Raw genomic sequence first — 25,083 nt, forward strand, 5'->3', positions numbered from 1 at the left:
CTGCATGACACCCGCCCGCCACCACGCTGATCCCCTATGCCGTCCATGCCGACCGCCCCGCTGACAAGCCGCCTGACCGCCCTGCCCCGCCCCACCCGCGACACGCTGTTCCTGCTGGCGGTGCTGGGCCTCATCGCGCTGCAAATGGCGCGGGTGCTGCCGCTGTGGGCTGCCGCGCTCGGGCTTGGCCTGCTGGCCTGGCGCGTCATGATCGCCGTGCGCGGCACGGCGCTGCCGGGCCGGCCCGCGCTGCTGGCGCTGCTGGCGCTGGGCGTGGCTGCGGCGCTCTACGAGGCGCGTGCTTCATCGATCTCCGGCGCCGCGCTGGCCTTTCTGCTGGTGCTGCTGGCCCTGAAGACGCTGGAGATGAACAGCCGGCGCGATGCCTTCGTGCTGTTCTTCCTCGGCTTCTTCTGCATCGTCAGCAACTTCCTGTACGTGCAGAGCATCGGCGTGGCGCTGGCGATGCTGCTGGCGTTCTGGGGCCTGCTGACGGCGCTGGTCAATGCACAGCGTCCTCTGGGGCCGGCGCCGCTGCGCGAATCGGCCCGCACCGCCGCGCAGCTGGTGCTGCTGGGTCTGCCGCTGATTGCCGCGCTGTACCTGGTGTTTCCGCGCTTTCCGCCGCTGTGGGGCCTGCCGGTGGCACCCGGCCAGCAGGGCATCACCGGGCTCTCCGGCCAGATGCAGGTCGGCAGCATCGCACAACTCGCGCAGGACCAGCGCGTCGCGCTGCGGGTGCGCTTCGACGCGGACAGCCCGGTACCGGCGCAGCAGCAGCTGTATTTCCGTGGCCCGGTGCTCTCGCGCCTCAATGGCCGCCAATGGACCGCCGAAGATCCCCTGCCCACCAGCGCCGAGGCCGCCCCCGGCAGCGCGCAGAATCCGATCGAGCCGCTGGGCGAGCCGCTGCGCTACGAGATGATGCTCGAGCCACACCAGCAACGCTGGTTGCTGCCACTCGATGTGCTGCCCGAGCCGCCCCAGGGCAGCCTGCGGGCCATGATGACGCAGGAGATGGTCTGGCTCTCCTACCGCCCGCTCAACGGCGCCACGCGCTATCACGCCAGCAGCTACACCCGCTATCAGAGCGGCCGCACCGCAGGCGGACCGGCACTGCAGCGCTACCTGCGCCTGCCCGCGGAGGACAACCCCCGCACGCGGGAATGGGCCCTGCAGCTGCGCCAGCAATTCGGCCTGGCGCAGGCCTCTGGCGGCGACATCTTGCAAAGCACCCGGCAGGACGCCCAGCAGGCCCTGATCGACCACGTGCTGGCCCGGCTGCGCGAGCAGGACTACCAGTACACGCTGGAGCCCCCCCTCTATGGGCCGGACACCGCCGATGACTTCTGGTTCACCCACCGCCAGGGCTTTTGCGAGCACATCGCCTCGGCCTTTGCGATTCTCATGCGTGCCGCCGGCATCCCGGCCCGCATGGTCACCGGCTACCAAGGCGGCGAACTCAATCCGGTCGACGGGGTCTGGACCGTGCGCCAGGCCGACGCCCATGCCTGGACGGAGGTGTGGCTGGCAGGCGAAGGCTGGCGCCGCATCGACCCCACCGCCGCGATCTCGCCCGAGCGCGTCAACCTCTCGCGCATCCAGGCGTTGCAGGGCGGCAATGGCGCTGCCAGTGGCCGCAGCGGGGGCGTGCCCGGCTGGCTCTGGCAGGCCCGCTCACTGATGGAGGCGGTGGACTACCGCTGGACGCAGTGGGTGCTCAACTACAACCAGGACGAGCAGCAGACCCTGCTGCAGCGCCTGGGCGTGGGCCGCCTGGACTGGGCCCAGTTGGCCGGACTGACGGCAGCGCTGCTGGTGCTCACGGCGCTGCTTTATCTTGCCCTGCCGCTGCTGCGCCGCCAGCGCCGCGACCCCTGGCTGCGCCTGCTCGAGCGCACGCGCGAGCGCCTGCAAGACGCCGGCCTGGCGCTGCCGGACAACACGCCGCCGCGCGCCATGGCACAGCAGGCGCAAAGGTTTTTCGGCACCGAGGCGGCCCCTGTATCACAATGGCTGATCGAGATGGACCGGCTGCGCTATGCGCAGCATTCCGACACCGATCTGGCCAGATTGGCGCGCCGCTGGAAAGCCTTGCCCTGGCCACGCGCCCCGAAAGCATGACCTTGCGACCACGCCCTTGCCCTGCCCCCACGCCGCTGCTGCAACGGCCCGGCCCCGCCCTCCGCCGCTGGTGGCTGCGCCTGACCCTGGCCTGCTGGGCCGGCGCCACCGGCCTGGGCCTACAGGCCCAGGGCAGCGCGCCACCGCAGCCCGCCGCACCTACAGCGCCCGGTACGCCTGCCACTCCAGTAGCACCCGGCGTCCCAGTCCCCAGCGCCTCCGACAACGGCGATGCCACCGAGGATGTGCAGTTGACGGCCGCCTCGCCCTGGCAAAACCAGCTGCACGCATTCGCCGGCAGCCTGGCGGGCGACCCCACGCTCAGCGCCAACTGGGTCGAGACCGTGCTCTCCCAGGCCCAGCACAACAGCCGCGTCAAGCGCCTGATGACGCCCGCGCCCAATGCCACCACCACGGTGCGCGACTGGCAGGCCTACCAGCGACGCCTGGTCACTCCCGCGCGCATCGATGCGGGCGCCTTGTTCTGGCGCACCCACCAGAGCACGCTGCGCGCGGTGGAGGCGCAATGGGGCGTGCCAGCCAGCGTCATCATCGGCATCATCGGCATCGAGACCTTCTACGGCCAGAACACCGGCAACATCCGCGTGCTGGACGCGCTGGCAACGCTGGCGTTCGACTTCCCAGCCACGCATCCGCGCGCCAGCGAACGCGCACGCTATTTCCGCCGCGAGCTCGAGCAGTTCCTGCGCCTGTGCCAGGCCAATGGGCTTGATCCGCTGGCGCTGCGCGGCAGTTTTGCCGGCGCCATGGGCATTCCGCAGTTCATGCCTTCGAGCTGGCTGCTCTATGGGCAGGATTACGACGGCAATGGCAGCAGCCACCTGATCGACAGCCCGGCCGACGCCATCGCCTCGGTCGCCAACTACCTCAGCGCCCATGGCTGGAAGAGCGGCAAGCCCGCCTACTTCGACGTCGATCTGCATGAGGCCGACGCCACCAGCCTGGCGATCCTGCTGGGACCGGACATCCTGCCGACCTTCGAGCAGGCCGCACTGCGCCAGTTCGGTGCTCAGCTCCTGCCGGTCGAGACGCACTATGGCGGTCTGCTGGCACTGGTCGAGCTCAAGAACGGGACGGCCGCGCCGCAATACGTGCTGGGCACCGAGAATTTCTACGCCATCACCCGCTACAACCAATCGAGCTACTACGCCATGGCGGTGCTGCAGTTGGGCGAGGCGGTCGAGCGCAAGATGCAGCTGCAAAGCGCGCTGCCACCTTCACCGCCAACCGCGCCGGCAGCGCCCTGAAGACCTGCGGGCAGACGGTGGCCGGCAGCTGGCCGCACTGTGCGTACACAGTGGGAACACCGTGCATACGCCACCACCCACCACGCCACCGGCCTGCCAAGTGCTTGCCGCTGAACCTGTTGACCATCTTTTACGGGGAAACCCGAGGGGCAGGAGGTCAAAAACGCACCGGGCCGCGTTGCCCGCGCCCAATGCATTTTCACCTCCTGCGTGAACCACGAAAAGATCGTCAGCAGGTTCTCAGTCAGGCGCCCGGCTGAGCTTGGCAGGCATCGATGCGGGCATGCGCGTGGGTGTGCGCATGGTGCTCGTCCTCGACCTGCGTGGGCCGGCCGTTGATGCCCAACTTGGCCAGCAGCCGCGCGTCGTCGGAGGCCTCGGGATTGCCCGTCACCAGCAGTTTGTCGCCATAGAAGATCGAGTTCGCGCCAGCCAGGAAGCACAGTGCCTGCACCGCCTCGCCCAGCTGCTGGCGACCGGCCGAGAGGCGCACACGCGCCCGTGGCATGGTGATGCGCGCTACCGCGATGATGCGCACGAAGTCGAGCGGGTCGACCGGATCGGAATCGGCCAGTGGAGTGCCCGGCACCGGCACCAGGCTATTGATGGGCACCGACTCGGGATAGGGGGCGAGATTGGCCAGTTGCGCGATCAGTCCGGCGCGATGCACCGGCGCCTCGCCCATTCCGATGATGCCGCCGCAGCACACGCTGATGCCCGCGGCGCGCACGTGATGCAGGGTGTCGAGCCGGTCCTGGTAGTGACGGGTATCGACCACCGACTCGTAGTACTCGGGCGCGGTGTCGAGGTTGTGGTTGTAGTAGTCCAGCCCGGCCTCGCGCAGCGCCACTGCCTGGTGCGGCTGCAGCATGCCCAGCGTGGCACAGGTCTCCATGCCCAGGCCCTTGACGGCGGCCACCAGCCGGGCCACCTTTTCGATGTCGCGGTCCTTGGGCGCGCGCCAGGCCGCCCCCATGCAAAAACGGGTGGCGCCAGCCTCCCTGGCCGCCCGCGCGTTGGCGAGCACCTCATCGACTTCCATCAGCTTCTGCGCCTTCACGCCGGTGTCGTACTCGGCCGATTGCGGGCAGTAGCCGCAGTTCTCCGGGCAGCCGCCGGTCTTCACCGACAGCAGCGTGGCCAGCTCCACATCGCCCTTGGGCCAGTGCGCCCGGTGCACGCTTTGCGCGCGGTAGAGAAGGTCCATGAAGGGCATGTCCAGAAGGGCCTGGACGGCGGCGACCGACCAGCGTTCGGGCAAGACTGCAGGCCTTGCGTCAGCCGTCGCGCGCGCGACCGGCCGATGAAAGACCAGGGGCTGGATGGTTTCGTCGTGTGGCATGGGCGTTGGTGTCCATCTGTCTATCTGAATCTGGAAACGATGGGGCGGCATGGCCGGCGCCTGCGGCGAACAGGCCAGGCGCCTGCAAAACCGAATCCCCGGGCGAGCTCATCGTCTCTCGCCACGCAGCCGCATGGGTTGCGCCGCGAGACTTCGAACACGGCCCTCAGGGCCGCTGCATCTGGCATTGATGCGACATCTGGGCCTGCTGCGGGCTGAGCGCGCGGATCACCTCGAAGCCGTAGCCGGAGCCCTCCACGTCGAAAGGCACGGCCTCGCTGCCGGCCTTTTGCATGCGGCCCACCAGCAGCGATTGCTGGAACTGGTGGTCCTCGCCCCGCATCCAGCCCTGCTGGCCAAAGAGTTCCACGCGCACGTTCTCGAGCGCCTCGGCCACCGCCTGCGGCTCGGTGCTGCCCGCCTGTGCAATGGCGCTGGCCAGCGCCTCGACCAGCAGTTGCATGCGCATGTGCACGTAGTCATCCTCGGGGCGCGGGAAGCGCTGCCGGAAGGATTCGTAGAACGCGCGGCTTTGCGCTGTCGGGTTGTTGGGGAACCAGTCGGCCACGGCGATCACCTTGCCGATGCCGGCATCACCAATCGCCGCCGGCGCGCCCAGTGCATTGCCGTAGAAGGTGTAGAAGCTGCCATCGAAGCCAACTTCATTGACGGCCTTGACGAACAGCGTCAGGTCATTGCCCCAGTTGCCGGTGATGACGGCCTGCGCACCGCTCGCCCTGATCTTGGCGCCATAGGGCGCGAAATCCTTGACGCGGCCGATCGGGTGGTATTCCTCGGCGACGATCTCGATGTCGGGGCGGCGCTCGGCCAGCTGGCGGCGCGCTTCCTGCAATACGGCGCGGCCAAAGCTGTAGTCCTGCCCGAACAGGTAGACCTTGTGCACCGAGGCGTCCTCCTGCAACACATCCATCAGCGCGTTCATGCGCATGTTGGCGTGCGCGTCGAAACGGAAGTGCCAGAAGCTGCACCGCTCGTTGGTCAGCGCCGGATCGACCGCCGAGTAATTGAGAAACAGCATCTTGTGCGCCGGGTCGCGCTGGTTGTTCTTCTCGATGGCATGGAGGATCGCCTCGGCCGTGGCCGAGGAGTTGCCCTGCAGGATGAACTGTGCACCGGCATCGCGCGCGGCCTGCAACGCGGCCAGGGCTTCCTCGGTCTGCCCCTTGCTGTCATAGCGCAGCAGCTGCAGCGGCCTGGCGCCGCCCTGGCTGTCCGGCAGCGGCACGCCGCCGCGCGCATTGACCCGCTCGGTGGCCCAGAGCAGGTTGCGGAACACCGCCTCGCCGGTATTGGCGAATGGTCCGGACAGGCTCTCGACCAGTGCCAGCTTGATGGGCGCGCCAACCGGTGCGGCCGCGGCACTGCCAGCTGCTTGCGCCATGCCGAGCACACCGGCACCGGCTGCCAGCAAGCCCCCGAGCAGCGCCCGGCGCATGTATTGAATGCTCTTCATTCCCTGTGACTCCATTCCGTGGTTTCCATGGCATTGCCGTGCCGAATGCATCCAGCATGCATGCAGCAATGGCCGCGATTGGCTCGCAAAAATTATGGACCGAGTCCCACAGAACACGCCAACCAGAACAAATGTGCAAAATTGCACAAAATAGTTTGCACAAATTAATATCAATTGGATCAATTTGATTGGCAATGACGGAAGATCGAAGACACAAGAAACCCCATTGATTTGCGGAATGGGGTCATGACAGCCATCATCCCCTCTCACCCATCCTCCAAAATAATTTGGCGACTTTTAGTGTCCCTTGACCGAGGTTTTGACTTCATCTTTGCCGCATACGCGGGATTGCCGGGATGGGGTGCGCCCCAGACCGCGTGCTTGCAGCCGCGCCCAGCCCCGCTTCGGCGCCACGAGATGGCACCAGCTCCATAATCTCGCCCCATGGAATGGATCATCGTCTCTCTGGCCTCGCTGTTCGCCGGGTTCGTGGATGCCATCGTCGGCGGTGGCGGGCTGATTCTGGTGCCCGCGCTGTTCGCGGTGTATCCCAATGCCGCGCCGGCCACGCTGTTCGGCACCAACAAGACCGGCTCGATCTGGGGCACCAGCTTCTCGGCCTGGAAGTATGCCCGCAGGGTGCGCTTCAAATGGATCGTCATCCTGCCGGCCGTGGCGGCCGCGTTCGGCGGCTCCATGCTGGGCTCGTGGGCGGTGACGGTGGCCTCGGCCGACATCCTGCGCAAGGCCTTGCCTTTCGTGCTGCTGGGCGTGCTGGTCTACACACTGGCCAAAAAGGACCTCGGGCAGCACCACCGACCGCTGGGCGACACTCGCCGGGAACTGGCACTCGCCTGCGCCATCGGCCTGCTGATCGGCTTCTACGATGGCTTCTTCGGCCCCGGCACCGGCAGCTTTTTCGTCTTTGCCTTCGTGCGTCTGCTGGGCTACGACTTCCTCAACGCCTCTGCCAATGCCAAGCTGCTCAACATCGCCACCAACCTGGCCTCGATCCTGCTGCTCGGTTTCAAGGGCTACATCTGGTGGCACCTGACCATCGCGCTGGCGCTGGCCAACATCGCCGGCAGCCTGCTGGGCACCCACATGGCGCTCAAATACGGATCGGGCTTCGTGCGCTGGATATTCGTCGCGGTGGTCAGCGTGCTGATTGCCCGCACCGCGTGGGATGCCTTCCTGCGCTGAAAACCCCCGTCCCGGGCTCAGGGCACCAGCGGCGGCACCGCGTCGCCATCCAGTATGTCATCCTCCTCGGGCAGCTCAGGCAAGGCTGCTGGCAGAGCCACCTCCGCGGACGCCCTCGGCGGCAATGGCGAGCGCTCGTCCCAGATCCGCCCGATCGGCATGCTGGCGCCGGGCAGCACCACGTCCTCGACGCGCCGCTGCACTCCGATGGGCGGGCCGGCCTTGCCCTGCCGCAGCGCGGCGATGTCTTCCTCGCTCGGATAGAGACCGGCCAGCCAGTAGTCCATCACGCGGCGCACGATAGGTGCGGCGTGCGTGGCGCCGAAACCGGCGTTCTCGACGATCACCGCCACGGCGATCTGCGGATTCTCAACGGGCGCGAAGGCAATGTAGAGCGAATGGTCGCGCTGGTGTTCGGCCAGCTTGGCCGCGTCGTAGCGCTGGCGCTGGCCCACGGTGGCAGCCTGCGCGGTGCCGGTCTTGCCGGCCGACTGGTAGGCTGCGCCGGCGAAAATGCGGCGCGAGGTGCCCTCGCGCGTGACACCGATCATGCCTTCGTGGATGACGCGGACGTTCTCCGGCCGGTAGCCGAGATCGACGCCCTCGGGCTGTGTCAGCAACGCAGGCTCGTTGTGCAGCGCGTCAATGCGCGCCTTGCCCAGGTGCGGCCGGTAGCTGGTGCCGCCATTGGCGAGCGTGGCCACCGCGTGCGCGAGCTGCAGCATCGTGAAGCTGTTGTAGCCCTGACCGATGCCCAGCGAGATGGTGTCGCCCGGAATCCAACTCTTCCTGCGCGGGTCGCTGAAGGCGTTGCGCTTCCATTCCCGGCTCGGCAGGATGCCGCGGCCTTCGCCAACGAGGTCAATGCCGGTGACCTGGCCGAAGCCCAGAGGCTTCATGAAGTCGTGGATCTTGTCCACCCCCATCTCGTAGGCCAGCGAGTAGTAGTACACGTTGCTCGAGCGCACGATGCTCCGGCGCATGTCCACCGGCCCGAGCGCATGGCCGCTGCGGTAGTTGTGGCCGCCGAAGGTCCAGGTGCCATTGTCCTGGATCACCTTGCTGGCATTGCGGGAGCCGGTTTCCAGCGCCGCCAGCGCCATGAAGGGCTTGTAGGTCGAGCCGGGCGGATAGGTGCCGCGCAGCGCGCGATTGAAGAGCGGGCGATCGATCGACTCGTTGAGCGCCTGCCAGCTTTCCTGGTCGATACCTTCGACGAACAGGTTGGGGTCGTAGGTCGGCATGCTGACCATGGCCAGGATCTCGCCGTTGTTCGGGTCCATCGCCACCAGCGCGCCGCGGCGCTGGCCGAACATGTCCTCGATCAGACGCTGCAGCTTGATGTCCAGCGACAGCACCACGGTGTTGCCGGCGCGCGCCGGCGAACTGTCGAGCGTGCGGATGGGCCGGCCGGAGGACGATTTCTCCAGTTGCTCGACGCCGGTGATCCCGTGCAGCTCACGTTCGTAGCTGTCCTCGATACCCTGCTTGCCGATGTGCGTGGTGCCGCGGTAGTTGGCCTCGTCGTCACGCTCCTCGATGCGCTCGAGATCCTGCTGGTTGATGCGCCCGATGTAGCCGATCACATGGCTGCCGGTACTGCCCATCGGATAGGTGCGAAAAAGCCGCGCGGCCACCTCGACGCCAGGGAAGCGGTAGCTCTGCGCGGCAAAGCGCGCCACCTCCTCGTCGGTGAGCTGGGTGCGGATCGGCAGCGAATCGTAGCGCCCGGCCTCGCTGCGCAGGCGCTCGAAGCGGCGCCGGTGGATCGGCTGGATGTCGATGATCTGCGCCAGCTCGTTGATGGTCTTGTCCAGGCTGGCCACGCGCGCCGGCGAGATCTCCAGCGTGTAGGCCGAATAGTTGGTGGCCAGCAGGATGCCATTGCGATCGACGATGTGGCCGCGGTAGGGCACGATGGGCACCACCGCCGTGCGGTTGGATTCAGCCCGCTGCATGAATTCGTCATGCCGCAGCACCTGCAGGTAGTAGGCCCGCATGCCCAGCAGCGCCAGCCCGAGCAGCACCACCAGCGCCACCACCCAGAGCCGGCGCACGAAGCCGGCAACCGCCACCTCCCCGTCCTGCAGCCGCGTCGTCATATCGGGCGGCGCTCCCGCGCCGACGGCGGGCTCATCTGCGGCACGAGCAGCAGGCGGCGCAGTGGTACCCACAGCAGGGCCTGCAGCAGCGGCGCCAGCAGCAGCCAGGGCGATGGCAGCACGCGGCTCGATGCCGCCCCCACAACGAACAGGCACAGATGCGTCAGCGCAAAGGGCAGCAGCAGCAACACGGCCTGCTGCCAGCCGCTCTGATACCACAGCAACCGGTTCTGCATGGCCTGCACCACGAACACCAGCACGCAGTAAGCCAGCGCATGCTGGCCCAGCAGGCTGGCGCCCTGCACGTCCATGGCCAGGCCCAGCATGAAGGCCACGCCAATGCCGATGCGCTGCGGCTGGTGGAGCGCCCAGAAGGCCAGCACCACCATCAGCACATCCGGCCACCAGGCCAGGTGCCCCAGCGGCAGCAGCTGCAGGCAAAAGCCCGTCAACAGGCTGACCACGATGAAACTGGGCCGGGCCGGGCGCAGGATCTGCTCGGCGCGCATGGATATGGCCATCAGCGGTTCCTCCCGGTAGTCCTGGCTGCCGGTGCGGCGGTGGAAGCCGCCGGAGCTGGCGTCGGCTCCTGCGCAGCGTCGGTTTGAGGCTCCGGCCCGTGCTCGCCCTGCAATCCCACCGGCTCGAGCACCACCACATAGCGCACGCTCACGGTCTGGGCCACCGGCTCGGCATAGATGCGCAGGAACGGCGTGTCATTGTGCGATTCGACCTGGCTGACCTCAGCCACCGGAATGCCCGGCGGGTAATAGCCGTCGATGCCACTGGTCACCAGCGCATCGCCGACCTGCACGTCCGCGCCGGTGGGCACGTAGCGCAACTCCATGCCGCTCCCCGGACGCGCCAGGGCCTCGCCAAAAGCCACCATGCGCATGCCGGTGCGCAGGTTCATCACCGGCACGGCCTGCTCACGGTCGGAGACCACCCGCACTTCGCTGGTGAAGGGATAGACCTGTGTGACCTGGCCGAGCACGCCGTAGGAGTCGAGCACCGGGGCCCCCAGGCGCACGCCGGCGGCCGCGCCCTTGTCGATCACCAGCCGATTGGTATAGGGGTCGGGGGCTTCGTAGGTCACCTCGGCGGTCAGCGAACGGGCCGAGGCGCGCTCGCGCAGACTCAGCAGCGCGCGCAGCTGCTGGTTTTCCTGCACCAGGTAGTCGATCTGGCCGGCCTTCTCCGAGAGCGCCAGCAACTGCCGCTGCGCCTGATCGGCCGCCTCGCGGGCCTTGCTGACATCCTCGAAATAGCTGCTGGCGGTGCGCACCAGCCGCACCGGCTGCAGCATCAGCCACTGCAGCGGGTAAATCGCCGCGCCAACGACCTGGCGCACTGGCCCGGTGATCTGGAAGCGGCTGTCAGCCACCATGAGAAACAAGGCCAGCGCACCATACACCAGCAGCTTGGACGCTGGCGATGGGCCATGGGCGAAGATCCGCGGTGTCCGGCGCTCAAACATGGGCTGGCAAGCACCGACTGGTCATGGGGATGAATGGGCTGGAGTGCGGGCGGGTGCTCAACCCTCGTCCGTGAAGATGCTGGCCATCTGGTCGATGGTGTCGAGCGCCATGCCGCAGCCGCGCACCACGCAGGCCAGCGGGTTCTCGGCCACCAGCACCGGCAGGCCGGTTTCCTCGGCCAGCAGGCGGTCGAGGTCGCGCAGCAGCGCGCCGCCGCCGGTGAGCATCATGCCGCGCTCGGCAATGTCCGCGCCCAGTTCGGGCGGCGTCTGCTCCAGCGCCGTCTTGACGGCCGAGACGATCTGGTTGAGCGGCTCGGTCAGGGCCTCGAGCACTTCGTTGGAACTGATGGTGAAGCTGCGCGGCACGCCTTCGCTGAGATTGCGGCCCTTGACCTCCATCTCCATGACCTGGCCACCGGGGAAGGCCGAGCCGATCTGCTTCTTGATGAGTTCGGCCGTCGGCTCACCGATCAGCATGCCGTAGTTGCGGCGGATGTAGTTGACGATGGCCTCGTCGAATTTGTCACCGCCCACGCGCACGCTGCCCTTGTAGACCATGCCTCCCAGCGAGATCACGCCGACCTCGGTGGTGCCACCACCGATGTCGACGACCATCGAGCCGCGCGCTTCCGAGACCGGCAGGCCGGCGCCGATGCCGGCGGCCATCGGCTCCTCGATCAGGTAGACCTTGGTGGCACCGGCCTTGAGGGCGGCGTCCTTGATGGCGCGACGCTCGACCGGCGTCGAGCCGCAGGGCACGCAGATGATGATGCGCGGGCTCGGCGCCATCATCGAGCGCGGGTGCACCATGCGGATGAACTGCTTGATCATCTGCTCGGTGATGACGAAATCGGCGATCACGCCGTCCTTCATCGGGCGGATCGCCTCGATGTTGCCGGGCACCTTGCCCAGCATGGCCTTGGCCTCGTGGCCGACGGCCTGGATCACCTTCTTGCCGTTGGGGCCGGCGACGTGGCGGATCGCCACCACCGAGGGCTCGTCGAGCACCACGCCCTTGCCGCGGGCGAAGATCAGGGTGTTGGCGGTGCCGAGGTCAATGGCAAGATCGGTGGAGAAATAGCGACGCAATGGTCCGATCATCGAAAAATCCTTTGCGGCTGCCGCCCGGAAATCGAGGAGCGCAGCCTCCTATGCGAAAGAGGCTTGTTCATGCCAATGCGCACAAACAGGCCCCCAAATATTCTGAACATACAGTAAAAGACAGATAATACCCCATCCCTTGCTTTTCACCGGTCTTTTGCCCCCCATTTCGGGCCTGCCGGGCACAAATTTACATTGCGCCGGCAGCCAGGCTGCACATCCCATCATGCCCCTATCCCTTCAAGACATCCAGCGCATTGCACAGCTTGGCAAGCTCGCCTTCCCGGCGGCCGAGAGCGAGCGCCTGCAGGGCCAGATCAACAGTTTCTTCGAGCTGGTCGAGAAAATGGAAACGGTGGACACCGACGGCGTCGAACCGCTGTTCCACCCGGTCTCCACCATCCAGGACATCACGCTGCGCCTGCACGATGACGTGGCCGATGCCACCGACCGGCGCGAGGCCAACATGCAGAACGCGCCCGAGGCCGAGGACGGCCTGTTCCTGGTGCCCAAGGTCATCGAGTGAGACCGTGAACCGGGGCCGTGCCAGCGCGCGGCCCACCTTCCGCACTCCACCGTCCCGCCGCACCCGACCGACCCCCATTTCCGCCATGAGCACAAGCCAACACCCCCTGCACGCGCAAGGCGTGCGCGCCCTGACTGCGGCGCTCAAGAACCGTCAGGTCTCCGCCACCGAGCTGGCCCGCCACTTCCTCGACCGCGCCCAGGCCCACCCCGAACTGGGCGCCTTTCTCGCCATCGACGAGGCGGTGACGCTGGCCCAGGCCCAGGCCGCCGATGCGCGCCTGGCCACCGGCAGCGCCGCGCCGCTCGAAGGCCTGCCGCTGGCGCACAAGGACATCTTCGTCACCAAGGATTTCCCCAGCACCGCCGCCTCGAAGATGCTGGCCGGCTACCGCTCGCCCTTCGATGCCACCGTGGTGCAAAAACTGGCCGAGGCCGGCGCCGTCACGCTGGGCAAGCTCAGCTGCGACGAGTTCGCCATGGGCTCGGGCAACGAGAACACCGCCGTACCCGCCGTGGGCGGCACGACGGCCCGGCCGGTGCGCAACCCTTGGCACCTGGAGCATGTACCTGGTGGCTCCTCCGGCGGCAGCGCCGCGGCCATCGCCGCAGGCCTGGTGCCAGCGGCGACCGGCACCGACACCGGCGGCTCGATCCGCCAGCCGGCGGCCTTCTGCGGCATCACCGGCATCAAGCCCACCTATGGCCGCGCCAGCCGCTACGGCATGATCGCCTTCGCTTCCAGCCTCGACCAGGCCGGCCCGATGGCCCGCTCGGCCGAGGATTGCGCGCTGCTGCTGAGCGCCATGGCCGGCCCCGATGGCAAGCACGACTCCACTTCGCTGGACGTGCCCGCCGAAGACTTCAGCCGCAACCTGAACGATGCGCTGGACGGCCTGCGCATCGGTATTCCCAAGGAGTTCTTCGGCGAAGGCCTGGCCGATGATGTGCGCGCCGCCATCGACGCCGCACTCAGGGAATACGAAAAGCTCGGCGCCAGGCTGGTGCCCATCAGCCTGCCGCGCACCGAGCTGTCGATCCCGGTCTATTACATCATCGCGCCAGCCGAGGCCAGCTCCAACCTCAGCCGCTTCGATGGCGTCAAGTTCGGGTTCCGCGCCAAGAACTACGGCGACCTCAACGACATGTACGTGCAGACCCGCAGCCAGGGCTTTGGCGACGAAGTCAAGCGCCGCATCATGGTCGGCACCTACGTGCTCTCGCACGGCTACTACGATGCCTACTACCTCAAGGCACTGAAGATCCGCCGCCTGATCGCGGGTGATTTCCAGAACGCCTTCAAGGAATGCGACGTGATCGCCGGCCCGGTGGCCCCCACCGTGGCCTGGAGGATCGGCGAGAAGAGCCAGGACCCGCTGGCCAACTATCTTGCCGACATCTTCACCCTGCCCGCCTCGCTGGCGGGCCTGCCGGGCCTGAGCCTGCCGGCCGGCTTTGGCGCCGGCGGCCTGCCCGTGGGCCTGCAGCTCATCGGCAACTACCTGCAGGAGGCGCGCCTTCTGAACGCCGCGCACCGCTTCCAGCTGGCCACCGACTTCCACCTGCAGCGCCCCGCCGGTTTCTGACGCCCACCGAACACCCATGACAGCAGCACCCAAACTCATCCAGGGCTACGAAGTCGTCATCGGCTTCGAGACGCACGCCCAGCTCGCCACCGAGAGCAAGATCTTCAGCCGCGCCGCCATCGGCTTTGGCGCCGCGCCCAACACCCACACCAGCGCGCTCGACTGCGCGCTGCCCGGCACCCTGCCGGTGATGAACAGGAAGGCTGTCGAGCACGCCATCCGCCTGGGTCTGGCGCTGAGCAGCACGGTGGCGCCGCGCAGCATTTTCGCGCGCAAGAACTACTTCTACCCCGACCTGCCCAAGGGCTACCAGATCAGCCAGTTCGAGATTCCCGTCGTGCAAGGCGGCGAAGTGGGCTTCTTCCTCGGCGATGAAAAGAAAACCGTGCGCCTGGTCCGCGCGCACCTGGAGGAAGACGCCGGCAAGTCCGTCCACGACCAGTTCCCCGGCGAATCGGGCATCGACCTCAACCGCGCCGGCACGCCGCTGCTGGAGATCGTCACCGAGCCGGACATGCGCTCCACCGAGGAGGCCGTGGCCTACGCCAAGGAACTGCACAAGATCGTCACATGGATCGGCATCTGCGATGGCAACATGCAGGAAGGCAACTTCCGCTGCGATGCCAACGTCTCGGTGAGAAAGCCCGGCGCCCCGCTGGGCACGCGCCGCGAAATCAAGAACCTCAACAGCTTTCGCAACATGCAGATCGCGATCGACTTCGAGATCCGCTGGCAGATTGAGCAGATCGAGGACGGCCACGAAATCCAGCAGGCCACCGTGCTGTTCAACCCCGACACCGGCGAGACCCGCGCCATGCGCACCAAGGAAGACAGCGCCGACTACCGCTACTTCCCCGATCCCGACCTGCCGCCGCTGGTCATCGCGCCCGAATGGATCGAACAGGTCAAGTCCGGCATGCCCGAGCTGCCGCGCCACATGGCCGAGCGCTTCGTCGCCGACTATGGCCTGCCCGAGTATGACGCCACCACGCTGACGCAAAGCCAGGCCATGGGCGCATACTTCGAAGCGGCCGCCAAGGCCTGCGGCCAGCCCAAACTGGTGAGCAACTGGGTGATGGGCGAGATCTCGCGCCGCCTGAACAACGAGGAAGTCGGCATCGAGGCCGCGCCCGTCCAACCGGCGCAGCTCGCCGCGCTGATCGGCCGCATCCATGACGGCACCATCTCCAACAACGCCGCCAGGCAGGTGTTCGAGGCCCTGTGGAGCGGCGAAGACCGGGAAGTGGACGCCCTCATCGAAGCCAAGGGCCTCAAGCAAATGAACGACAGCAGCGCGCTGGAAGCCATCATCGACGAGGTGATTGCCAACAACGCCGCCAATGTCGAGCAATACAAGGCCGGCAAGGAAAAGGCCTTCAATGCGCTGGTCGGGCAGGTGATGAAGGCCTCGAAAGGCAAGGCCAATCCGCAGCAGGTCAATGCGTTGCTGAAGGCAAGACTGAGCTGAACGGACTGCCCATGAGCGAGGAGGACAGCAACGACCACACACGCAGCGTCAAAGCCTCGCTGACCTGCCTCACCATGGAGGATATGGGGGCAGCAATGCTGCAGAACGAGGTCATCCCCAGTTACCGAAACGGCAAGGTCGCACAAACGGAATGCCTTGACTTCATCTGTCTGCTGTCCGAGGAACGGGCGCTGCGCGCTTGGTTCAGCGGCAAGGATCTGGCTGCGTTCAAACAGCAGGCCTTTGTGCTGGCCCAAGCACACATCATCAAGGAAAGAAACGACCACGCGGAATGTTCATGGCGCTGGGTGGAGAACCACACCTTCAGCCTGAAGGCGGTGTTCTGGGCTCTGGCCAGTGGGAACACCCAGGTGCTGGCATGGTGGCAGAATCACACGCCCCCAACGCCCCCATTGAATGACCCGATCATCAAGAAAAGAATCCGCACCTTCCCAAGCGTGCAGGCAACGATTGACGTTACCGCCTTGATCCGGCAGCAACTCGCGCTGGGGTTGAACGGCCGCTGGGACGCGCTACGGACATCCACCCAACAGTATTTCAGCGCGAATGGCTATGCCGCTGCCGGATACCGCCCGGTACTCGACTTTTTCGAAAATTTCCTGGCGGCCCTGGCAAGCCGGGATTCATCAAAGATGCAGACCATTCTGCAGCAGATGTGCTCGCCAGAACAGCGGGATATCGGCTATGGATATGAGCCAAACGGACAGGCTCGCGGCTTTCTGATGCTGTATGCCTGCACATTGGCCATGCTGGCATGGCACCATGGATTGGAAGTACATCCCGACACGCCATGGATTCCCAGCGAGTGGTTGCCGCGCACGTCCAATCAGACATACACGCTGCCTGATTGGCCCTTTCTCCAGGATGGCATAGTCCTGTTTTAACGGACCAGACTCGCCACCCACAAGAAAGAGTCCCTTTGCCTGTGGCAGCGCATATGATCTTTGCGTTCATCACAAAAACGCCCTGCCGACCGCCACGACATGGAATCGCGGCCATTCGGTGTCTGCCCATTCAACTCCGCTCGTGAGCCCCACCATGTTCTACGGCATCAGCCATCTCATCGTTCCGACCACCGACCTGGAACGCGCCGTCACGCTGTGGCGTGACGTTGTCGGCTTTGCCGAGGCGCGCCGTGGCGAGGGTTATGTCGACATCGACTCCGGCAACGTGCAGTTGCGGCTGATGCAGGTGCCGGCGATTGAAGCCAAGGTTTCGCTGCGGCTGAATGTGGGCGACGTCCGCAGCACCTGGCAGGCGCTGCTGGCCGCCGGTGCGGCGCCCCGCTATGCGCCGATGAAGACGCCCGAGCTCGAAGAAATGGCCTGCGTCACCGACCCTGACGGCCACAGCATTCTGCTGTGGCGCGCGTTGACGGAGGACGAGTGGGACTTCGTGCCCGAGCTGCCCAAGCAACAGGGCGAGTGGACGCCCGAGGCCGAGGAACTGCTCAAGCGCCTGCTGGCCCATGTGCCGGCGCTCTTTCGCATGCTGGCGCGGCGCAAGACCACACGCGTGATCGAGATGATGGCGGCCGAAGCCGGCAGCCCGGTCACGCGCGAACTCGTCATCCGCGGCTACATCACCTCGTCTGCCAAGGCCACGCGTTTCAGGCTGGTCGAGCCGCTGCGCGCCGAAGGCATCAACCCGGACGATTACCGCGCGGATTTCGATTACGAGTGAAGCCCCGACGGTGCGACGCACCGCCGGAGGTCGCAGCGTGCTGGTGGCGCGCGCCATCCATCTCGCGGGCCAGGTTGACGCCCTTCCGGGGATTACCCTAGACTGGACCAATGCACAGACTTTGTGCATTCCACGGGAAGCGCCGGAGGACTCAGAAAGTGCGAATGAACCCGACGCATCCCGTCCACTTCTGAATGGAGAGATTCATGGGACGTGTATCCGGTAAAGTCGCGCTCGTCACGGGCGCCGCATTGGGCATTGGCAAGGCCACCGCCGAACTGCTGGCGCGCGAAGGCGCCAAGGTTGTCGTCACCGACCTCAAGGAGGCCGAGGGCCAGGCGGTCGTCAAGGCGATCACCGACCAGGGCGGCGAAGCCATCTTCGTCAAGCACAACGCCGCCGACGAGGCCGAGTGGCAGCAGGCCATTGATGCAGCCTTCAAGGCTTTCGGCAAGCTCAACATCGTGGTCAACAACGCCGGCATTGCGCTGGCGAAGAACGTCGAGGAGACCTCGCTGGCGGAATGGCGCCACCTACAGTCCATCAACCTCGACGGCGTCTTCATCGGCACAAAGCTCGGCATCGAGGCGCTGAAGAAGAGTGGCGGCGGCTCCATCGTCAATCTCTCCTCCATCGAGGGCTTGATCGGCGATCCCGACCTCGCGGCCTACAACGCCAGCAAGGGCGGCGTGCGCATCTTCACCAAGTCGGCCGCATTGCACGTGGCGCGCGAAGGCTACAACATCCGCATCAACTCGGTGCACCCCGGCTACATCTGGACGCCGCTGGTGCAGGAGCTGGCCGAGGATGAGAACAACCCCAAGTACAAGCGCCTGGTGAGCCTGCACCCCATCGGCCGCCTGGGCGAGGCTGACGACATCGCCTACGGGATTCTTTACCTCGCGTCGGACGAGTCCAAGTTCACCACCGGCAGCGAACTGGTGATCGACGGCGGCTATACCGCGCAATGACGCCTGGCCGTCCCTGAGCCGCTGCGCCGCATGGCGCGGCGGTCACGTCACGGTCAGAAGGTCAGAGGCTGCGGCACTGGTCCTCCTTGTAGCCCTTGACGGCGTTGCCACCGCTGGCCGGGCCGCAACGGCTGGCCTTGCACTGGATGTTCATGGTGCTTCCCTTCCTGTCCTGCTGGTTGTAATGGTTGAACGGGCTGACTGGCGCCATATGACGAAGCGCATCAGGCCTCCACCGCCCCGCAGTCAGTATTTACCCCAGTGCGCATGGGTGGATTGAAGTCGCATACTGCTCGCCCTCATTCCAACCCACCGAGATGTTTTGTGACATCTCTGCCCGACATGAAACCATCCGCAGCCCTTCTCGCCTCCATCGCACTGACCGCTGGGAGCCTGCTCGCCACGCCAGCCCAGGCCCAGTCGGGCTGGCCCACGGAGCGTCCCGTCACCTTTGTCATCCCTTATGCCGCCGGCGGCTTCGCCGATACGCGCATGCGCCTGATTGCCCGCAAGCTGGGCGAGGAGCTCAAGACCACCATCGTGGTGGAGAACAAGGCCGGGGCCGGCGGCGTCATTGGCACGGCGTTCATCGCCAGGGCCAAGCCCGATGGCTACACGATCGGCAGCGGGCACCTGGGGCCGCTCTCGGTCAACCCCACGCTGGTGCCCAAAACCGTGACCTACGATGTCGCCAAGGATTTGACGCCCATCGTGCTGGTCGAAGAGGCTCCGCTAATCCTGAGCGCCAGCAACCAGACGCCCGCCCGTTCGGTGCAGGAACTGATTGCCTTGGCCAAAAAGGATCCGGGCGCAATTTCGTTCGGCTCGTCGGGCATTGGCGGCGCGCATCACCTCTCGGGGGAGATGTTCGCCCACGAGGCCGGCATCACGCTCTCGCATGTGCCTTACAAGGGCGGCGCACCAGCGGCGGCCGACCTGATGGCCGGCCATATCGCGATGATGTTCGAGATGGGCTATGCCGCCATGCCGGCCATCGAGGCCGGCAAGGTCCGTCCGCTGGCGGTGACGAGCAGCAAGCGCCTGGCACTGCTGCCGGATGTACCGACGCTGGACGAATCCGGCCTGACGGGTTTCGAGTCCTACAACTGGCAGGGCATCATCGCGCCGGCCGGCATTGCACCGGAAATCACGGCCCGCATCAATGCCGCCGTCAATGGCATCCTCCGGCAGCCGGATGTGGTGCAGCAGTTCGATGCGACCGGTGGCCAGGTGGCGGGCGGCACACCGGAGGATTTTGCCGGCTTCATCGCCACCGAGACCGCCAAGTGGGCCGACGTCATCCAGGCTGCCAATATCTCGAGCAATTGAGGGGATTGAAGGAATTGAGGGCAGCGGTGTCAGGGGCTCGCCCCAGGGCGGTAGAAAATTTCGTGCGGTCGACTATTTTTCGCCGTCCACGCCTCTAGCGATCAGCCGGCCCGCGCAAGACCTCCAGCGTGACGCTGGCATCGCCCCTGGTGCTGCTGACATAGGCGGTGCCATCCTGCACGCTGACGTGCAGCTCCATGTTGCGCTCGGCCAGTGCCGCCAGGGCCTGGGATGCCTCGGGCGCGACGGCAATCACCTGCAACCTGCGGGCCTTGGCGATCTTGCCGGCCACGCTCTTCCACCAGATCGGCACGGTGCGGCCATAGGCATAGACCCAGACCGCGTCGGCCTTGCCACAGGCCTTGAGCATGCGGCGCTCGTCGGGCAGGCCCAGCTCGATCCAATGTTCGATGGCGCCGGTGAGGTCCTTCTGCCAAAGATCGGGCTGCTCGGTATCACTCAGGCCCTTGGTGAACGCCAGCCGTTCCCCGGCATTGACGTGCAGCGCAAAAGCCAGCAGGCGCAGCATCAGGCGCTCGTCGGTCTCCGAAGGGTGCTTGGCCAGCGTCAGGCTGTGGCTGCCGTAGTAATGGCGGTCGTTGTCGGCAACATGCAGTTCGGCTTTGTGGATGGTGGCGTTGAGGGCCATGGCGACGTCTTGGAGCGGTGGCGGGGCTGCCACTGTACCCGACATGACAGGGATGGGCGGCGATGGGCGCGCCCTGCCCCTGATCGCCGGATCGACAAGCGCGCATGGCCGAAACTGCATAGACTTGCGGCTTCACATCACCGCCGCGCGCCATGCCATCCACCCCGCTCCCCCAGCCCCGCCAGCCCGTGCAGCAAGCCTCCAGCCGCCTGCTGTTGCTGATGGCCATTGCCTGCGGGTTGTGCGCAGGCTGCAACTACATCAACCAGCCGCTGCTGCATTCGATTGCGCACAGCCTGCAAGTAACCGAGGCACAGGCCGCCTACAGCGTGACGATCTCCCAGCTCAGCTATGCGGGCGGCCTGCTGCTGCTGGTGCCGCTGGGCGATTTGCTGGACCGGCGCGGCCTGGTCGTCGGCCTGATGGTGCTGGCCGCCGCCGGCCTGCTGCTGTGCGCGGTGACCGGGCAGATCGCGCTGTTCTGGTTCGGCTCGGCGATTGCCGGGGTGTTCTCTGTGGCGGCGCAAGTACTGGTGCCGATGGTGACGCTGCTGGTGGCGCCGCAGCAGGCCGGGCGGGCCGTGGGCATCCTGATGACGGGGCTGCTGATCGGCATCCAGTCCGCGCGCAGCGTCGCCGGCATCCTCTCGGGCACGGCCGGCTGGCAATCGGTCTACACGCTGACCGCGGTGCTGATGTTGCTGGTGGCCGCCGCCCTGTGGAAGCTGCTGCCCACACCTGCGGCACTGGGCGCGGCAGCGGCCACAGGCCGTACCGGCTATGGCGCGGCGATGCGCTCGATGGGACAACTGCTGGTCGCCGAGCCGCGCCTGCGCAGCCGCACGCTGATGGGCGCTTTCAGCTTCGCCAGCCTGAGCGTGCTGTTCTCCACCATGGCGCTGCTGCTGGGCAAGGCCCCGCACCATCTCAGCGACATGGGCATCGGCCTGATCAGCCTGGTGGGCGTCGCCAGTGCGTTGGTGGCCAAGCCGGTGGGCCAGCGCGCCGACCGCGGCCAAGAGCCGGCGACCTCGCTGGCCTTTGGCCTGGTGCTGGTAGCCATCTGGCCGCTGATGTGGCTGAGCACGCGCAGCATCACCGCCTTCGGCGTGGGTCTGCTGGTGCTGGGCGTGTGCATTGCCGCCATCCACATCAGCAACCAAAGCGTGATCTTCCGGCTGGCGGCGGCCTCGCGTTCGCGCGCCAATGCGCTCTACATGACGGGCTACTTCCTGGGCGCCTCGGCCGGCTCGGCGCTGGGCGTGGTGGCCTGGGATGCGGGCGGCTGGCCGGCCGTGTGCTGGCTGGGCCTGTTGCTTGCCCTCGGCGCGCTGGCCGCCACCGGCTATGACCGGCGCCTAGCGAGGCAGCAGCCCGCCATGGGCTGAGCCCACCCTTATCGTCCACCATGAAAAATGTCTGCTGTAAAGTCATTCGCGGGCAAAGCATCCGCGGGTAAAGGCCGTGAAGGAAAAGGCTATGTAGCGCGTATGGTTAGGGAAACTTTCAGGGCAGCGGGTACTTGGATGATCTGAGCATCAGGGGTCGCATAGCTGCATTGTCGTAGCAGGCATTGGCTCCATCTGCCGTGGGCTTGGAGCAAGCTGTGAATAACTGTCCGGCCCAAACCAGCCTGAAGCACCACCCGGTGGCGGACGGGCAGCGCGTGGCCGGGCATCTACCGGCGCTCCGTCATGCTCGCCAGCGGGCGTTACGCCATGCTCGATGACGGCATGGGCTTCAGCCTGGTGCCGTGGCGGCCGGTGATCGAGCAGCGGCTGGGGCAACAGATCGCTGCGACGGTGCGCGGCGGCGGGGTATCGTGGGAGATTGGTCGATCCAAAGGTATGGCCATTTGACGCAATCGCCCCGCAGTTCAGCGGGGCGATTCGGACATCAAATCAGGTTATAAGCAGAGACCTATGCGCTTCGCTGAAACTTCGGTTTGATCGTCGCCATGAATATCGCGGCAAGCGCAAAGAGAAGGTTTACACCGCCTAGAATGCTCTCTTTTAGCTTGACCGGCTGATAGGCATCCATCAAGTCACTATTGGCAGGAAGGTTCTTCGCTATGTCGAAAACTTCCTGACCCATCGGAATCAATATGGCTCCTGCATTGATGATGGCAAGGGCAGCAAGCACCATATGCGCAATAAGCCATTTGCGCTGCCCAAGCCCTTTTGATGTTTTTGCGACCATGAAAGCTCCGCTGATTGTCAGCAGGGCCAGCCCCGGAACCGTTAATGCCCATGTCGATATGTCGATCAATTGGCGCCCAACGAGGATCACGGAGTCGACCTCTCTCCCGCCAGGTACAAACCCCACCGTGATATGAATCGCAATACTGGCCATGAACATACAGAGGCCGATCAAGTGGGCATATTTCACATACTTATACATGGACGAATCTCAAATAGCTGGGTTAAATAAATTTCCTGGCTAGGGCGAGCAGAACGGCAGCCGCAACGACGATGGCAAACGCCGCAGCGGCAGGGGTGAATCGCAGTTCGGATGTACCTGATTGCACCGACTTCTTCCCTGAAAACATCGGCACGATCAGGTTTTCCCCGCGCAACATCCAATGCAGCAATACGGCGGCTATGTGGATCGCAACCAGGCCCGCGATGACGTAGGCCAAGGTCACATGCAGGCTGGTGACGGAATCAGATGCCACACGGCTAATCAAGTGAGCAAACGGGGCATCAAACCCGATGCCGTTGCTGGAGAACATGCCTGACAACGCCTGGACGAGTATGGTTGCCAGCAAGGCCAAGACCATCGCGGCCCCCAGGGGGTTGTGCCCAAGCGTCCTTGACTGGCCGGTGGCCAGATACGAGCGAATCGCGGATGGCCCCTTTGCGAAGTCACTGAATCGCGCTGTCTGACTTCCAATAAAACCCCATGCCAAGCGGAAGACCACGAGAACCCAAACAGCCTGCCCCATTGCGGCGTGAGCATCCATCCGTCCGGCATAGGCCGTCACGAAAAGCAATGTCATCAGCACGAACAACGCCCAATGGAACAGCCGAGTGGGCAAGTCCCATACGCGCATCTTGTGCATGTTCGGCTTGCTCATCAGCGCCCCTTCTTGTATTGCCGGTGGCAGGACACGCAACTGTCTTGGACTGCGCGCAGGCGCTGGGTCAGTACCCCGATGTCCACGTTATCAGCCCTTGCGGACGCTTCAAGCTGTTGCGAGCTGACTTGGAATGAATTTGCTTTCTGCGAGAAGTCTGGAAAGCTCTCCCAAATTTGGCCTTTGGCTTTCGAGAAGAATCCGCCCTTTGCATCTTCTGGATACAGGCTTGGAATCTTCTCTGCGAAGATGGCAAGCAACCTAGCCTGATCGGAAACCGTTAGTGCATCGCCTTTCTGGATGGCGTCTTCAATTCTCGCAATACTACGTTTGCTTTCCTTGAAGCCCTCGATGCGTTCATTCACCGGGTCGGCTGCACTCACGACAGGCACCAAACCAATTATCAGGCCCGCAGTCAAAAACGAGCGGAAGGTCAGGCTGCGTAATTTCATCGTTTGATCCTTTCAATGCGGATATGCCTTGCCACACAACCGCAGTTTCAATAGCCAGGAAACCTCTCGGCGCGCACGTCCGCCGGCTTCACGCCAGCATCCTTGAGCAGTTCTTCCATCGCAGACACCATTGCTGCCGGCCCTGCGACGTAATAGACGGGAGCGGTCATGTCGCCCACATGCTTGGAAAGCATCGCTGCCGTGATGTGGCCTCGCTCCACAGCGCCTTGCTGCGGGAGTGCGCTGTCTTCGGTGAATGTTGCGATGAACTTGAACCGTGGGTTCTTGCCTTCGAGTTGTCGCAATTCGGCTAGGAATGCCGCGTCCTCGGGCCTTCGGTTGCTGTAGAACAGGAACAGGCGATGCGGCAATGCGCGGTTCGTGGCGTCCAGGGCCATGCTGCGAAAGGGCGTGATGCCGATCCCGCCCGCAAGAAAGACCGCAGGGCGAGACGCATCCTCGTGCAGCACCAGATCGCCATAGGGGCCTTCAAGCTGGACGCTGGTGCCAGCGGGAGCATCGACCAGGTATCGTTTGAAGCTGCTATCGGTCTGCCGGGTCGCCATCTCCAGTTCCGAATCCTGCGGGGCGCTGGCGATGGAGAATGTTCTGATCTTTCCCTTGGCGTCCGCCGGTTTCAGGTCGGGGATGGTGACGTACACGGCTTGCCCGGCTGCGAACTCGAAGCCTTCGGGCTTGCTGACGCGAAACGCCAGCGTGCCTTTGGCGATTTCTTCCTGGCCAGCGAGGCGGGCCAAGTAAGTGGTAGCAGGCCGCAGGAAACTCTTGCGCCGCCATTGCGTAAGGGCCATCCCATCGCGCATGCTCAGGCCGAGCAGGGTGATATTCAACGCGCCAGCGGCCAGTTCGAGTGCCTGCACCGCATAGAACGCGATATCGAACTCTCCCGCCTTTGCCTTGGATGCGAGGAAGAATGCCGCCAGTATCAGCACCAGCAGGCCATTCGCGCCGATGAAGGGCATGCGCTTGAGCTTGACGCCGACCAACCCTTGCCGTTGCCCTTTCGACAGGAAGAAGCCAGAGCCGCCAGTCGCGGCCAAGGCCGGCACCAGCAGGAGAAAGCCCCAGGGGATCGCCGTCTTGACTGCGATCACCGTGGCCTGGGAGGCGAACAGTTCGGAGATGGCTGTCGAGAGCCAGAACGTCGCTATTGTGAGGATCGCGACCAGGCCGGCAAGTGGATGAATGATCCTTGGCATCGTGATTCT

22 protein-coding genes and 1 pseudogene are annotated in these 25,083 nt (G+C 65.3%); 12 read left to right on the forward strand and 11 right to left on the reverse strand.

Going from position 1 to position 25,083, the window contains the following annotated elements:
• Nucleotides 1–45: 45 nt before the first annotated feature.
• Nucleotides 46–2,124 carry a transglutaminase TgpA family protein gene (locus EV687_RS07285; RefSeq protein WP_122231195.1) on the forward strand — a complete coding sequence of 693 codons (2,079 nt, stop codon included), beginning with the start codon at nucleotides 46–48 and terminating at the stop codon, nucleotides 2,122–2,124.
• Nucleotides 2,121–3,392, forward strand: coding sequence for a lytic murein transglycosylase B (gene mltB, locus EV687_RS07290; RefSeq protein WP_122230810.1), 1,272 nt, complete (start codon nucleotides 2,121–2,123; stop codon nucleotides 3,390–3,392). Before EV687_RS07285 ends, mltB begins: the two co-directional genes overlap by 4 nt.
• A 244-nt stretch (nucleotides 3,393–3,636) precedes the next feature.
• Here mltB and bioB read toward each other — a convergent pair whose 3' ends face one another.
• Together bioB and EV687_RS07300 are read right to left on the reverse strand one after the other, a co-directional pair.
• On the reverse strand, nucleotides 3,637–4,734 hold the full coding sequence (gene bioB / locus EV687_RS07295) for a biotin synthase BioB (RefSeq protein WP_122230812.1): 1,098 nt from the start codon (nucleotides 4,732–4,734) through the stop codon (nucleotides 3,637–3,639).
• A gap of 166 nt (nucleotides 4,735–4,900) precedes the next feature.
• The gene (locus EV687_RS07300) at nucleotides 4,901–6,190 is read right to left on the reverse strand and encodes a branched-chain amino acid ABC transporter substrate-binding protein (protein WP_242612582.1); all 1,290 of its coding nucleotides are present in this window, start codon (nucleotides 6,188–6,190) and stop codon (nucleotides 4,901–4,903) included.
• Between the two features lie 462 nt (nucleotides 6,191–6,652).
• On the opposite strand from EV687_RS07300, the gene EV687_RS07305 reads away from it, so the two are divergent.
• On the forward strand, nucleotides 6,653–7,411 hold the full coding sequence (locus tag EV687_RS07305; protein ID WP_122230816.1) for a sulfite exporter TauE/SafE family protein: 759 nt from the start codon (nucleotides 6,653–6,655) through the stop codon (nucleotides 7,409–7,411).
• Nucleotides 7,412–7,428: 17 nt separating this feature from the next.
• Here the strand turns inward: EV687_RS07305 and mrdA are convergent, their stop codons facing one another.
• The 4 genes from mrdA to EV687_RS07325 are packed head-to-tail and all read right to left on the reverse strand — an operon-like array spanning nucleotide 7,429 to nucleotide 12,094.
• On the reverse strand, nucleotides 7,429–9,513 hold the full coding sequence (gene mrdA / locus EV687_RS07310) for a penicillin-binding protein 2 (RefSeq protein ID WP_122230818.1): 2,085 nt from the start codon (nucleotides 9,511–9,513) through the stop codon (nucleotides 7,429–7,431).
• Complete coding sequence (gene mreD / locus EV687_RS07315) at nucleotides 9,510–10,034, reverse strand: rod shape-determining protein MreD (RefSeq protein WP_242612529.1); 525 nt, start codon at nucleotides 10,032–10,034, stop codon at nucleotides 9,510–9,512. Before mreD ends, mrdA begins: the two co-directional genes overlap by 4 nt.
• Nucleotides 10,034–10,990, reverse strand: a complete 957-nt coding sequence (gene mreC, locus EV687_RS07320; protein ID WP_122230820.1) for a rod shape-determining protein MreC — start codon at nucleotides 10,988–10,990, stop codon at nucleotides 10,034–10,036. The genes mreD and mreC overlap by 1 nt, the downstream gene beginning before the upstream one ends.
• A 57-nt stretch (nucleotides 10,991–11,047) precedes the next feature.
• Nucleotides 11,048–12,094 (reverse strand): rod shape-determining protein, encoded by a 1,047-nt coding sequence (locus EV687_RS07325; protein WP_122230822.1) that lies wholly within the window; start codon nucleotides 12,092–12,094, stop codon nucleotides 11,048–11,050.
• 226 nt (nucleotides 12,095–12,320) lie between these two features.
• On the opposite strand from EV687_RS07325, the gene gatC reads away from it, so the two are divergent.
• The 7 genes from gatC to EV687_RS07360 all read left to right on the forward strand — a co-directional run bounded on the left by gatC (nucleotide 12,321) and on the right by EV687_RS07360 (nucleotide 19,677).
• Nucleotides 12,321–12,620 (forward strand): Asp-tRNA(Asn)/Glu-tRNA(Gln) amidotransferase subunit GatC, encoded by a 300-nt coding sequence (gene gatC, locus EV687_RS07330; RefSeq protein WP_122230824.1) that lies wholly within the window; start codon nucleotides 12,321–12,323, stop codon nucleotides 12,618–12,620.
• 85 nt (nucleotides 12,621–12,705) lie between these two features.
• Nucleotides 12,706–14,205 (forward strand): Asp-tRNA(Asn)/Glu-tRNA(Gln) amidotransferase subunit GatA, encoded by a 1,500-nt coding sequence (gene gatA / locus EV687_RS07335; protein WP_122230826.1) that lies wholly within the window; start codon nucleotides 12,706–12,708, stop codon nucleotides 14,203–14,205.
• 16 nt (nucleotides 14,206–14,221) lie between these two features.
• The gene (gatB, locus tag EV687_RS07340; RefSeq protein WP_122230828.1) at nucleotides 14,222–15,673 is read left to right on the forward strand and encodes an Asp-tRNA(Asn)/Glu-tRNA(Gln) amidotransferase subunit GatB; all 1,452 of its coding nucleotides are present in this window, start codon (nucleotides 14,222–14,224) and stop codon (nucleotides 15,671–15,673) included.
• 11 nt (nucleotides 15,674–15,684) lie between these two features.
• On the forward strand, nucleotides 15,685–16,578 hold the full coding sequence (locus EV687_RS07345) for an Imm49 family immunity protein (RefSeq protein WP_122230830.1): 894 nt from the start codon (nucleotides 15,685–15,687) through the stop codon (nucleotides 16,576–16,578).
• 154 nt (nucleotides 16,579–16,732) lie between these two features.
• The gene (locus tag EV687_RS07350; protein WP_122230832.1) at nucleotides 16,733–17,377 is read left to right on the forward strand and encodes a DUF2621 family protein; all 645 of its coding nucleotides are present in this window, start codon (nucleotides 16,733–16,735) and stop codon (nucleotides 17,375–17,377) included.
• A 206-nt stretch (nucleotides 17,378–17,583) separates the two neighbouring features.
• Nucleotides 17,584–18,348, forward strand: coding sequence for a glucose 1-dehydrogenase (locus EV687_RS07355; protein WP_122231199.1), 765 nt, complete (start codon nucleotides 17,584–17,586; stop codon nucleotides 18,346–18,348).
• Between the two features lie 342 nt (nucleotides 18,349–18,690).
• Nucleotides 18,691–19,677 carry a Bug family tripartite tricarboxylate transporter substrate binding protein gene (locus tag EV687_RS07360; protein ID WP_122230834.1) on the forward strand — a complete coding sequence of 329 codons (987 nt, stop codon included), beginning with the start codon at nucleotides 18,691–18,693 and terminating at the stop codon, nucleotides 19,675–19,677.
• A 94-nt stretch (nucleotides 19,678–19,771) separates the two neighbouring features.
• Here EV687_RS07360 and EV687_RS07365 read toward each other — a convergent pair whose 3' ends face one another.
• Nucleotides 19,772–20,326 carry a YaeQ family protein gene (locus tag EV687_RS07365; RefSeq protein ID WP_122230836.1) on the reverse strand — a complete coding sequence of 185 codons (555 nt, stop codon included), beginning with the start codon at nucleotides 20,324–20,326 and terminating at the stop codon, nucleotides 19,772–19,774.
• 152 nt (nucleotides 20,327–20,478) lie between these two features.
• Between EV687_RS07365 and EV687_RS07370 the strand changes: the two genes are divergently transcribed.
• Nucleotides 20,479–21,714, forward strand: a complete 1,236-nt coding sequence (locus EV687_RS07370) for an MFS transporter (RefSeq protein WP_122230838.1) — start codon at nucleotides 20,479–20,481, stop codon at nucleotides 21,712–21,714.
• Nucleotides 21,715–21,947: 233 nt separating this feature from the next.
• Nucleotides 21,948–22,185: pseudogene (locus tag EV687_RS07375) on the forward strand (DUF3363 domain-containing protein); the annotation flags it as partial.
• A 61-nt stretch (nucleotides 22,186–22,246) separates the two neighbouring features.
• Here EV687_RS07375 and EV687_RS07380 read toward each other — a convergent pair.
• From EV687_RS07380 to EV687_RS07395, 4 genes are read right to left on the reverse strand one after another with little or no spacing between them, the layout of a single operon-like run.
• Complete coding sequence (locus EV687_RS07380) at nucleotides 22,247–22,726, reverse strand: DUF2269 family protein (RefSeq protein WP_122230840.1); 480 nt, start codon at nucleotides 22,724–22,726, stop codon at nucleotides 22,247–22,249.
• Between the two features lie 22 nt (nucleotides 22,727–22,748).
• Nucleotides 22,749–23,402, reverse strand: coding sequence for a cytochrome b/b6 domain-containing protein (locus EV687_RS07385; protein ID WP_122230842.1), 654 nt, complete (start codon nucleotides 23,400–23,402; stop codon nucleotides 22,749–22,751).
• Nucleotides 23,402–23,854, reverse strand: coding sequence for a c-type cytochrome (locus tag EV687_RS07390; protein WP_122230844.1), 453 nt, complete (start codon nucleotides 23,852–23,854; stop codon nucleotides 23,402–23,404). Before EV687_RS07390 ends, EV687_RS07385 begins: the two co-directional genes overlap by 1 nt.
• A gap of 47 nt (nucleotides 23,855–23,901) precedes the next feature.
• Nucleotides 23,902–25,074: an FAD-dependent oxidoreductase gene (locus tag EV687_RS07395; RefSeq protein WP_242612530.1), complete on the reverse strand. Its 1,173-nt coding sequence runs from the start codon at nucleotides 25,072–25,074 to the stop codon at nucleotides 23,902–23,904.
• Nucleotides 25,075–25,083 lie beyond the last annotated feature (9 nt).

The organism is Corticibacter populi (assembly GCF_004217315.1).
GTDB classification, from domain to species: Bacteria; Pseudomonadota; Gammaproteobacteria; order Burkholderiales; family Burkholderiaceae_C; genus Lampropedia; species Lampropedia populi.